This is a genomic window from Sphingobium cupriresistens, from assembly GCF_004152865.1.
Lineage (GTDB): Bacteria > Pseudomonadota > Alphaproteobacteria > Sphingomonadales > Sphingomonadaceae > Sphingobium > Sphingobium cupriresistens.
Map to the genome: position 1 here is coordinate 1 of NZ_SEOO01000067.1, position 10,741 is coordinate 10,741.

A 10,741-nucleotide genomic window follows, 5' to 3' on the forward strand; every position below is an offset into this window, starting at 1 on the left:
CATATCGGCGCCCGTAGGGCGGCACCACATAAAAGGGGCAGGAAAGCCTGCGAATAGCATCTGCTGGCATCGTACCGGATTTGTTCGCCCTTAGCGTGCAGATACGTCACTTTCGTGTAGTCACCCCTGGAAGGCCTCAATATTCACATTCTGGAGTGGGTCGCCCGGCGGCGCTTCGCCCCGCGCGATTACGATAATCTCGTCCGGCGATGCTTCAGACGTATTTCCAGGCTCCGCCGGCACATCGATCGATTGTCCCGCTTCCACCGGCCTTTCGCCGATCATGATAGGGGGCTGCACTTCGCCCTGTGAATCCACAATCATCGGACATGGTTCGGCAGAAGCTGCCTGAGCTTGCGCTGTCCGGACCAATGGCTCATTCTGGTGAACAACGCCTATTTCTTCGGGCTGCGTTCCGATCAGAAGGAAAGCGGCAGCACTGGTTACGACGCTCATTTTGCGGTTATCTCCGATATATCGAACATCTTTGGCGTCCAATCTTCTGCCAACGTCTTTAGGCTGGATACGCCCTGGTCAGCGGGAAATCAGTAGCGGAACCCGCGCGCTCGACAGCAGCGATCGAGTGACACCGCCGAAGAGTATCTCGGTGGTGCGCGGGTGGCTGTAAGCCCCGATCACGAGCAGGTTTGCGTCGCGTTCCGCCGCCTGGTCGAGGATCACATCCGCCACCGGTGCGCCCTCGGACGTGATGTTGGCGATCTCGACACGTGCGCCGTGTCTGGACAAATGTTCAAGGAGATTGGCACCAGGCTCTGTTCCAAAACGTTCGGGGTTCCGGCCGCTGTCGATGGTGAGTATCGTCACGTTGGACGCGGAATTGATGAACGGAATTGCGTCGTTCACCGCCCGCCGCGCTTCTCGGCTGCGATTCCATGCGATCAGCACATTTTCGCCGATCGTCTCACCGCCCCATCCCGCAGGGATCATCAGCACGGGAATTCCGGTGGCCAGCAACAGTCGCTCGGCCGACCAGCCTGACGGGAGGTCTGCCGGTTTGGGATGCGCCGCGACGATGAGATCGCAGTGCAGCGCCCGCAACATGCTTTCGTCGCGCAGGTCATCGCGCCACACGATCCGGAATTCGGAGCCGATGCCATATTCGCGGGCCAGCTCTCCAAAATGGCGGGCGGCGGCAATAATTTTCTGTTCGTCGGCAAGCCGTTGCCGCGTCAGCACGTCTCGAATCGCCGCAGTGCCCCTTGCATAGGTTTCGGTGGGATGCGCGTTTTCGTGGGACACGCCATAGACGCCCACCAGATGCGCATTATGACGTTGCGCGATCGCAGCCGCACGGCGACCTATGTGCTCGCCCTCAGGCGTGGCGTCGAGGAAAACGGCGATATCTCTCCAGATAGGCAACAAGGGTTACGATCCTCCAGTTTACGGTTGTCCTCTATCAGATCAGCGGCGTCCTGGCCGAACTGCAGACCAAGACACCGAAAGGCTTCAAGACGGGGATTTGAGAGAGGTTGAAGGTTTGCTTGCGCGGTCCATCGGCAAAAACGCCGATAAGTCGCCTGATCCAGGTTGATCCAGAGGGCAGAGGTCCATAACCGGCAGCCGCATCATGCATGCCGATCCAAATCGCGCGACGCTCCAACAGGGAGAGTGAAATCCCGCGGTCGGCTAGCCCGCCTGCGGGGCCATCGACTGACGGGCTAGCAGACAGGAGGTAGGCCTCACAGGAACCTTCGCCTGCCAAGGACAATGGCTGCAAGAACAATCGGCGAGCAGATTCATCCTGAGCACGCGACGCATTCGGAAGCTGGCCGAAGGCTCCTTCCACTTCACACCCTCCCTCATTTCTCGTTGGAATGAGCCCTCACTCCAACATCGAACGAGTAAACCTGCCAGGAAAGGCAGTCAAGACAGCCCATCGCCCCATCTCTCATTTCAGTCAGCCGTCGGCACGCAATACTCGAGGATGTGAAGTGATATGCAGCCGTTCCTGGTACCCTCCTTCTGAAGCGGTGCGTGCAGCATCCGGCTACCATTGCGTGAAGCGGAGGTTGTGTTGGCGCAGGGCGCCATGACCGCGGAGGCGCGTCGGCGGATCGCGACGGTCGTACCCGGCGGCCTGAGTTAATGGGCAGGCCAAATGCGTTTGCTAAAGCAACTATTGCTGATTGAATAAATCGCCGAGAGTGCTAATGCTCGCGCCATGTCAGTAACCTCTGGTAGCCCCGCTGCGACCGCGCTGTTCGCACTCACCGACACTCTGCAGCCGATCAGGCGCTCCTGGGTGCAGGCGGTCATGACGGTCCTTGCGGAGTTCGGCCTGCCCAGTTCGCTTACCGCCGCCGTCATCCTGGCTTCGCGCAGCGGCGACGCGGGAATCAGGCAAAATGTCCTCGCCGAGGAAGTGGGCGTTAATCCCGGCGCAATGGTGCGGATTCTCGACCAGGCGGAAGCGGCAGGCCTGCTTGAGCGACGTGCGTCGGCCGAGGATCGGCGCGTTAATACCGTTCACATTCTTCCCAAGGGGCAGTGTCTTGCTGAAAAGATGGAAGCGGCTGTCGCAGATCTGCGCGAGGCGCTTCTCGGCGATCTGCCGGTCGAGGACATAGAGACCGCGACGCGCGTCCTGCGACTGTTCGAGGGACGGATCGGCGCGTTCCTGCAGGCGGAGCGCGTCAACCGGTGAAAGTCACGTCCGATCAGATACTGTTCTCGGTCAAGCTGTTCATCGCGGCGATGCTGGCCTTCGCGGTAGCGGTCCGGATCGGGCTCCCGCAGCCCTATTGGGCGCTTGTCACCTGCTGCGTGCTGATGAACCCGGCCACAGGCGCGATCCGCTCCAAGGCGGTCTATCGCGTCGCCGGCACCCTGGGCGCCGGCATCGTGACACTCGGCATGGTGGCCATTTTCGCCAGCGTCCCGCTCCTACTGATCATCTCGTCGGGTATCGTTGCGACGATCGCCTTTGGCGTATCATTCCTCGATCGGACCCCGCGGGCTTATGGGTTCCAGCTCTTCGCGGTGACTCTGATGCTGGTCGCCGTTGCCGGCGTGGACCATCCCGAGACGATGTTCGACACCGTTGTCGCACGCGTTACCGAGATCAGTCTCGGCGTGCTCGCGACCACATTTGTCGACAGCGTCATTGCTCCTCGATCACTTGGCGGCTTGATACGCTCAAACCTGCGCCGCTGGCTGCCCGACATGGAACGCTGGGCGAATGATGTACTAGATGGCCGCGAAACGGGTGCACAGGAAGAACATGACCGTTTGAAGATTCTTTCGGACGTCACCGCCCTGTCGCAGATGGTGGCCTGGTTGCGCTACGATCCGACCGTCGACCGCGGCGAACTGCGCCACGTCCTCGCCATTCAACAGCGTTTGCTGAGCATGGTGCCGCTCCTTTCCGCGATCGCCGCTCGCATAGCGGGACTGACTCAGGCGGACCGCGCCGCGCTTGCACCATATCTTGCCGAGGCGCGCGATACTTTCCGAACCGGAGCAATGCCTTCCGCGCGCCCGGCCGATGACGTGCGCAGCCTTCCGCTCGAGGTCGGACGTGAACGACCCTGGCAGCAGCTGGTCCATGATGACCTCGCCGACATGCTCATGGATCTCTTAACGCTCTGGAGCGAGATCTGCCGAATCGACAGGGCGCTTGAGGGCAGGGCCGTGCTCGATCGGGAGCTTGCGGGCCAGGTTCGGCGGACGGCAGCATTCCCCCTGGCGTCCGATGTCGATCATGCAGCGCGCTCAGCCGCCGGCATTTTCGTAGCCTATATTCTGCTCTGCGGCCTGTGGCTGGCCACCGGATGGCACCAGGGGCCTAATGCGGTGCTGATGGGAACCGTCGCGGTGGCCTTCTTCGGAGGGGGCGATGAACCGGGCAAGGCCATAGCCGCGTTCGGCCGCTTTGCGGTCCTTTCACTCTTCCTTGCCGCCATTCTCGCCTATGGACTGCTTCCCCTGGCCAACGATTTTCCGACATTCCTGATCGTCATGGGCCTGTTCATGCTTCCGATCGGCATGTGGGCGGCGGCAAACCCAATGGGCGTTCTCGTCCTTGCCTTCGGACTCAGCAACATCAACCTGCAAGGTCACTATATGCCGTACGATTTTGCCTTCTTCCTTGAGGTCGGTTTCGCAAGCCTGATCGGCATGTATGTCGCCTTCCTGGGCGCGAGCCTGTTCCGCCAATGGGGCGTCTCGCATCAGGTCCATCGTTTCCTGTGCCGGGAAGCACTGGAGATTGCCCGACTCAGCCATTCGGCAACCCGGCGCGCGCGCGACCTTTATATCCAGCGGGCTCTCGATCGCATTGCCGGGATGACCATGCGGCTTGCCGCAAGCGGCCAGGTGGAACGCAGCGCTGCCTTGCTCGCGCGCTTGCGCGTCGGCGTTAATATTGCCGACCTGCGGATCATCGGGACCATGCTTGATCCCGCGGCGCGGGATGCAACCGTGCGGGTGCTCGAGCAGTTTCGCAGGGAGTTCGATGCAGCGCAGCCATCACCCCGACTGCTTGCCCTGGTCGACGAGGCGCTCAACCAGCTGTGGCCCAGGCGAGACAGCCAGAAAAGCAGTCCGGTGACCCGGGCGATCCGTTCGCTTGCCGGGCTGCGCATTGCGCTGTTCGAGCGCGCACCGGCATGGATCCCCGCGTCGTGATCGGCGAGATCAACCTCGCCGGCGTGTTCTTCTCGCCGTTGCTGTTCTGCATGGCCGTCGCTTTCGTGCTCCGGATCCTGCTGTCTCGCCTCCTTGAGACCGTCGGTTTCTATCGGGCCATATGGCAGCGTCCGCTCTTCGATACCGCCCTCTTCCTCATCCTCATCGGCGCGGCCTTCCTCGCGCTGCGTGGGCTCACCCATAGTTGAAAATCGATGATAGCATTAAACCGCGCCACGCTACTCCGCCTTCTCAAGCCGGTACTGACCATCCTCGCCGCCGCCCTTGCCGCGCTCGTGCTCTGGCATCTCTACACCTACTATACCTATGCGCCGCAGACCCGGGACGGAAAGATACGCGCCGACGTAGTGCCGCTGGCGGCCGATGTGTCCGGCCGGGTTGAGGAGGTGCATGTCAGGGACAATCAGGTGGTCCGCAAAGGCGAGTTGCTCTTCACCATCGATCGTGTGCGTCTTCGCAATGCCCTGGCCCAAGCGGAGGCGGCCGTCGCGGTGACGCGTGCGACGCTCGATGCGGCCGAGCGGGAGAACAGACGCTATCGGCAGCTCGGGGATATCGTGTCAGGCCAGAAGCGCGACGAACGACGTTCGCAGGCCGAAGAAGCGCGCGCGCGTTATACGCAGGCGCTCGCCGACCGCGACCTCGCGCGTATCAATCTCGAACGATCCGCCGTCCGCGCGCCCGTCAACGGTATCGTCACCAATTTCTCGCTGCGCCCTGGCGCTTATGCAACCGCCGGCCAGCCGGTGATGGCGCTGGTCGACTCCGACAGCTATTATGTCGCGGGCTATTTCGAGGAGACCAAGCTCTCCCACATCCATCCGGGCGCACCTGTCACGATTCGCGTGATGGGCGAGGACCAGCCCCTCTCGGGGCATGTCGAGGGCCGCTCCGCCGGTATAGACGACCGCGAGCGGACCACGGCTGCGGGGAGCCTTCTCGCCAATGTCAACCCCACCTTCAGTTGGGTCCGCCTCGCCCAGCGTGTCCCCGTTCGCATTGCGATCGACAAGGTTCCGACAGGGATCGATCTTATCGCCGGGCGCACGGTCACCGTGACGGTCGAGGGCGCGGAGGATGCCCTGTCGATAGGAGGGGGCAGCCGGTCGTGAGAGCGATCCGGTTTCACGCGCTGACCGTGCTTGTATCGGCCAGCCTCGTTGCCGGCTGTACAGCGGTCGGACCCGAATACAGAGCGCCCGCCCTTCCCGCTCATGTCGGAGAGACACCCACCGGCTTCAAGGAAGGGCGCTCCCCAGCCTATTCGCCCGCCCCCCTGCCGGCGCACTGGTGGCAACTCTATGCCGATCCGCAGCTTGATGAACTGGTCGAGGAGGCGCTCAAGGTCAATACCGATCTTCGGGTCGCCGCCGCCAACCTTGAGCGGATGCGCGCCGTGGTGAACGAGGCGCGGGCGCGAGCGGGTGTGGAGACCTCGCTGGACGGGGTGCTGCGCGACAATCAAGGTGAGAACAGCGCGACAATCTAGATGAGAATGGCGGGGGTGTGTCTGTCGGGACGAGGGGCGAAGCCCCGAGGAGCGACAGACACACCCCCGCAAGCGTCTTTTCTTTTGGAATGGCGCTTTTGGTGATCGTGACCTGCCAGGTGGCGCCTCCTTTGGAAGGGGAGATGCGGTGCCCGGGAGACATATCAACGATCATCAGGTGAGATTATATATGAAGATGAGACAGACAGTGTCGCCGCGCTCGGCGGCGGCGTGCGCGGCGTTCAGCACGGCAACGGCGTATCGGCTGGAGCGGGATGCGCAGTTGCCCTCGCAGAAGAAAGAGCCGCGCGGTCGCCGGCGCCCCGATCCGCTGGCGGATATCTTCGATAGCGAAGTTGTACCGCTGCTGGAGGCGGCGCCGGGACTCCGGGCCGTGACGGTGTTCGAAGAAATGCAGCGTCGTCATCCTGAGCTTCCCGATGGGGTGCGGCGGACGATGGAGCGTCGGGTTCGAAGCTGGCGGGCGCTGCAAGGCCCGGATCGCGACGTGATCTTCCGCCAGGTGCACGAGCCGGGTCGGATGGGGCTGTCGGATTTTACCGACATGGCCGATCTGGGCGTACACATCGCCGGGGTCGGGCTCGATCACCGGCTGTACCACTTCCGGCTCGCCTGTTCTGGCTTCGAGCATGCCCATGTGATCCTGGGCGGCGAGAGTTATGTCGCGTTGGCGGAGGGGCTGCAGAATGCCCTGTGGGCGCTGGGCGGCGCGCCGCGCGAGCATCGCAGCGACAGTCTGTCGGCGGCGTTCCGGAATCTGGATGCATCGGCGCGCGAGGATCTGACGCATAGATATGACGCACTTTGTCGCCATTACCGGATGGAGCCGACCCGCAATAACCGCGGTGTTGCGCATGAAAATGGTGCGATCGAGAGCGCGCACGGGCATCTGAAGGCGGCGGTGCGCGACGCGCTGTTGATGCGCGGATCGGCCGACTTCGACGACCTTGCGGAATATCGCTGCTTCGTCGACGAGATCGTCGCGCGCAAGAATGCGCGGTGCGCGAAGCGGATCGACGCCGAACGGGCGGCGCTTCAGTCGCTACCGAGCATGCGCACCAGCGATTATGAAGAGGTGCTTGTCATGGTGACCTCCTCGGGCGGGTTCACGCTGCGCAAGGTGTTCTACACCGTGCCGTCGCGGCTGATCGGCCATCGACTGCGAGTGCGACTTTACGACGATCGGCTTGAGCTGTTCCTCGGCGGCACACCGCTCTTTACGCTTCCGCGCGGCCGCGCCGAGCGCAGCGGCAAACATGGCCATGTCGTCGATTATCGCCATGTCATCCATGCGCTTCGGCGCAAACCGATGGCGCTGCTGAATCTTGTCTATCGCCACCAGCTCTTCCCGCGCGAGGCCTACCGGCGCATGTTCGATCGGCTGCTGGAGCGGCTCGCCGAACGGGTCGCGTGCCGGACAATGGTCGAGCTTCTTAGCCTCGCGCATGAGCGGGCCTGCGAGGCCGAACTCGCCGCTGTGTTGGAAACCCTGCTAGCGACGCCGCAGGGTATGCCGGACATGGCAATGCTTAGGGCGCGGTTCGCGCCCGACCCCGCGGCGCTGCCCGAGGTCATCGTCGAGCTCGTCCCGCTGAGCGCCTATGAAGCGCTCCTGGCTCCTCGCGCGGAGGAAATGGCATGAACCAGGGTATTGATGTCACAAAGCTCACGCTGATGCTCAACGAGCTGCGACTGCCGACAATCAAACAGCTCTGGCCGACGTTCGCCGAGCGTTCCGACAAGGAGGGCTGGCCGGCGGCGCGGTTCCTCAGCGCGATCACCGAGCATGAGATCGCCGAACGCGGTCGCCGCCGCATGGAGCGGCATCTGGCGGAGGCGAAACTGCTGCCGGGAAAAACGCTCGATACGTTCGACTTCGACGCGGTTCCGATGATATCGAAGGCGCAGGTGATGGCGATCTGTGCCGGAGACAGCTGGCTCGAAAATGGCGCAAACCTGATCCTGTTCGGCCCGCCCGGCGGAGGAAAATCGCATCTGTCGTCGGGCATCGGGCTCGCGCTGATCGAAAAGGGTTGGCGGGTGCTGTTCGTCCGCACCTCCGACCTCGTCCAGAAACTACAGGTCGCGCGCCGCGAGCTCGCGCTCGAGAACGCGATCAATCGGCTTGATCGCTTCGACCTTCTGATCCTCGACGACCTTGCCTATGTCGCCAAGGATCAGGCTGAAACCTCGGTTCTGTTCGAGCTGATCAGCGCGCGATACGAGCGGCGTTCGCTGATGATAACCGCCAACCAGCCGTTCGGCGAATGGAACCGGGTCTTCCCCGATCCCGCAATGACGCTGGCCGCCGTCGACCGCCTCGTGCACCACGCCACCATCTTCGAGATGAATGTCGAAAGCTATCGGCGGCGCACGGCTATCGAGCGAAAACAGCAGGGGGCAGGTCGCCCCGCCAAGGTCGCCACAGCCAAAAATACCGATGTGTCGCTCCCCGACAATCAACCTGAGACATAGGTCTTGCCAGCGGCAATCAAACACACCAAAACGACCTCGTCGCGATCAGCGCTTCTCATCCTGATCGTCGCTAACTTCTCATCCAGATCGTCGCGCTACACTCGGCGTTACCCGGCAGACCCTCTACCGACACGTCACCCCCAAGGGCGAGATCAGACCCGATGGCGAGAAGCTGCTGCAACGCAAGGGGCGAACGGGATGAATAATCATAGCATTATGCATCGGATCGCTTTGCTCTGCTGCCTCATCGCATCTGCTGGCTGCAATGGTTCGTCAAAAAACGGGCGACGAAACGGCACAGGCCGGTTCCACCGATCATGCCGAACATCCAAGCGTAATGGGATTGGTGTTCAATTTGAGGCCGGGCGAAGTGGAAACCTACGTCTCCGATTTTCCACGTTTCCTCAGGGTCAGGCCGAACGAGAACTATGATCTGCTGCTGGATGAGAGCATCCTGATCGATCCTTCCAGCATGTCGGTAGCCGTGCCGCGCGGGCGCGGCACGGCGCGCAAGCTCGGCGAGAGGACCGTCTTATGTTCACCGGAATCGACACCCGGACCTGACCGGCTTTTCTATCAATGTGCGACCAAGTTGCCGTTCAGGGGTCGTCAAGTCATTCTGGTGTGGCGCGATCGGCCCCGATTGGCGACCGAGGTGAAGACTGCGGCGGAGGCTGCCAGCACTTTTCTTGCCGCTCGCTTGATCGAGGATCGGCCCGGCGAAGCCAGCTTGAACGGCGTCAAAATGAGGGGCTACAAAGCGTCCGCCGAACCCGATCGCGACCCTCCGCTGCCGGGAACCTGGTCTCCATCGCGCCTTGCGTGTCCGGCTGATCCGTGGACGTTCATCGGCTATGACCCTGTGCGTCTGGAAAGAACCGGAGAAAGCTGCACGGCCAAGGCGGTGGCAAGCGGCATTGATGGTGCGCTGAACTATCGCGCTACCTGCAAAGACAAGACCGGCGAACACGGCGAACTCTGGTCGCTTCGCCAGCGCGGTCCGATCCTCACAATGCAGCGTTCGCGATCGACAAGTTGGGGAGGCGGTCCCGTTTCAAGCCATAGGCTCGAACGATGCGGATGATCTACGCGACACGCTTAGCGTACGTTTTCGACCATCCTCTCACCGGTCCCGTACTATCCCGCATTCACGCTCGTCGGGGCCGCTCTACTCAGTGTGTTGTTCACGATCACCAGCGCGGCCAGCTTCGCGCTGATCCCAATTCTGGCAAGCGCGCTCGGCATGACGCTCGCGCGCGCCAACAGCTTTCTGGAAATGGTCCGCAGCCTCGGGATGCTCGCCGGTCCTGTCGCCGGCGGCGTGCTGGTGGGCTGGATGGGATCGAAAAACGCCCTCCTGATCGACGCCGCCAGTTTCGTCCTGCTGCTGCTCATCGTCGCGATGAGTGGCCTGCGCCGCGCGCCGCAGGAGCATGAGACGGAAAAATCCACGCTGCTTGCCGATTATCGGCCGCTGCTCGGCAATCGGCGCGTGATGGTGGCGACAGGCGCGCTCAGTCTTGAAGTGTTCGCGACCGCCATTGCCGATGTCGCCTTCGTGTTCCTCATCATCATGAGCCTGAAAAGCGGCCCTGCCACGTTCGGGGTGCTGACTGCCTTGTGGGCCGCCGGAATGCTGGTCGGCGCGGCGCTGGCCGAACGGATCATCGGCCGCAGGATCGGCCTGGCTGCGTTTGGGACCGCCGCGATCATGGGCGCGACTATGCTGCTGATCGGTCTTGCGCCCGTAAGCCTCGTGATTGTCGCTATCGCCTTCATCGTCGGCGGTGGGGCGAACAGCGTTCACAATGTCGCCGTGCGGACCCTGCTGCAATCCGAGTGCCCGCCCGCCGATCATGGCAAGGTCGCCGCGATCTACGGCGCGGTGACGCGCACCGCTGCGATCGGCGGCTATGTCGTTGGCGGCTTTTTCGTGCCGGACGATGCGCCCGCTGCCTATGTGGCCCAGTCGGCCCCAAGCTGCGATTTTGGCCAAGTCGGAGAACGTTTTGGGAACGTGGCATTCGGTATTGACGATGGAAATCATAGAAGAGGACAGTTCGCTCCATCATAGGGAGTGGGTTGATG

At 62.5% G+C, this 10,741-nt stretch carries 11 protein-coding genes; 9 read left to right on the plus strand and 2 right to left on the minus strand.

Annotation, left to right across the window (positions count from 1 at the left end):
• Positions 1-120: 120 nt before the first annotated feature.
• Both EWH12_RS20695 and EWH12_RS20700 read right to left on the minus strand, forming a co-directional pair.
• Complete coding sequence (locus tag EWH12_RS20695) at positions 121-498, minus strand: hypothetical protein (protein ID WP_129927686.1); 378 nt, start codon at positions 496-498, stop codon at positions 121-123.
• 36 nt (positions 499-534) lie between these two features.
• Positions 535-1,383 carry a universal stress protein gene (locus tag EWH12_RS20700; RefSeq protein WP_081997338.1) on the minus strand — a complete coding sequence of 283 codons (849 nt, stop codon included), beginning with the start codon at positions 1,381-1,383 and terminating at the stop codon, positions 535-537.
• A gap of 799 nt (positions 1,384-2,182) precedes the next feature.
• Here EWH12_RS20700 and EWH12_RS20705 point away from each other — a divergent pair.
• The 9 genes from EWH12_RS20705 (at position 2,183) to EWH12_RS20750 (ending at position 10,727) form a co-directional block, all read left to right on the plus strand.
• On the plus strand, positions 2,183-2,665 hold the full coding sequence (locus EWH12_RS20705; RefSeq protein WP_052208254.1) for a MarR family winged helix-turn-helix transcriptional regulator: 483 nt from the start codon (positions 2,183-2,185) through the stop codon (positions 2,663-2,665).
• Complete coding sequence (locus tag EWH12_RS20710) at positions 2,662-4,647, plus strand: FUSC family protein (RefSeq protein ID WP_129927687.1); 1,986 nt, start codon at positions 2,662-2,664, stop codon at positions 4,645-4,647. The genes EWH12_RS20705 and EWH12_RS20710 overlap by 4 nt, the downstream gene beginning before the upstream one ends.
• Positions 4,644-4,856 (plus strand): DUF1656 domain-containing protein, encoded by a 213-nt coding sequence (locus EWH12_RS20715; RefSeq protein ID WP_129927688.1) that lies wholly within the window; start codon positions 4,644-4,646, stop codon positions 4,854-4,856. The genes EWH12_RS20710 and EWH12_RS20715 overlap by 4 nt, the downstream gene beginning before the upstream one ends.
• A 6-nt stretch (positions 4,857-4,862) precedes the next feature.
• The gene (locus EWH12_RS20720) at positions 4,863-5,780 is read left to right on the plus strand and encodes an efflux RND transporter periplasmic adaptor subunit (protein ID WP_129927689.1); all 918 of its coding nucleotides are present in this window, start codon (positions 4,863-4,865) and stop codon (positions 5,778-5,780) included.
• The gene (locus tag EWH12_RS20725) at positions 5,777-6,157 is read left to right on the plus strand and encodes an outer membrane factor lipoprotein domain-containing protein (RefSeq protein WP_129927690.1); all 381 of its coding nucleotides are present in this window, start codon (positions 5,777-5,779) and stop codon (positions 6,155-6,157) included. The genes EWH12_RS20720 and EWH12_RS20725 overlap by 4 nt, the downstream gene beginning before the upstream one ends.
• A 148-nt stretch (positions 6,158-6,305) precedes the next feature.
• Positions 6,306-7,820: an IS21 family transposase gene (istA, locus tag EWH12_RS20730; RefSeq protein WP_092958942.1), complete on the plus strand. Its 1,515-nt coding sequence runs from the start codon at positions 6,306-6,308 to the stop codon at positions 7,818-7,820.
• Positions 7,817-8,653: an IS21-like element helper ATPase IstB gene (gene istB / locus EWH12_RS20735; protein WP_037557560.1), complete on the plus strand. Its 837-nt coding sequence runs from the start codon at positions 7,817-7,819 to the stop codon at positions 8,651-8,653. Before istA ends, istB begins: the two co-directional genes overlap by 4 nt.
• 265 nt (positions 8,654-8,918) lie before the next feature.
• Entirely contained in the window at positions 8,919-9,737 is an 819-nt protein-coding gene (locus tag EWH12_RS20745) for a hypothetical protein (RefSeq protein ID WP_129927691.1), read from the plus strand.
• Positions 9,738-9,770: 33 nt separating this feature from the next.
• Positions 9,771-10,727 (plus strand): MFS transporter, encoded by a 957-nt coding sequence (locus tag EWH12_RS20750; RefSeq protein WP_277986038.1) that lies wholly within the window; start codon positions 9,771-9,773, stop codon positions 10,725-10,727.
• The last annotated feature ends 14 nt before the right edge of the window (positions 10,728-10,741 follow it).

Coding starts and splice junctions, on each gene's coding strand:
- EWH12_RS20705 (WP_052208254.1), top strand. CDS start 2,183: ATGTCAGTAACCTCTGGTAGCCCCGCTGCGACCGCGCTGTTCGCACTC.
- EWH12_RS20720 (WP_129927689.1), top strand. CDS start 4,863: ATGATAGCATTAAACCGCGCCACGCTACTCCGCCTTCTCAAGCCGGTA.
- istB (WP_037557560.1), top strand. CDS start 7,817: ATGAACCAGGGTATTGATGTCACAAAGCTCACGCTGATGCTCAACGAG.
- EWH12_RS20745 (WP_129927691.1), top strand. CDS start 8,919: ATGGTTCGTCAAAAAACGGGCGACGAAACGGCACAGGCCGGTTCCACC.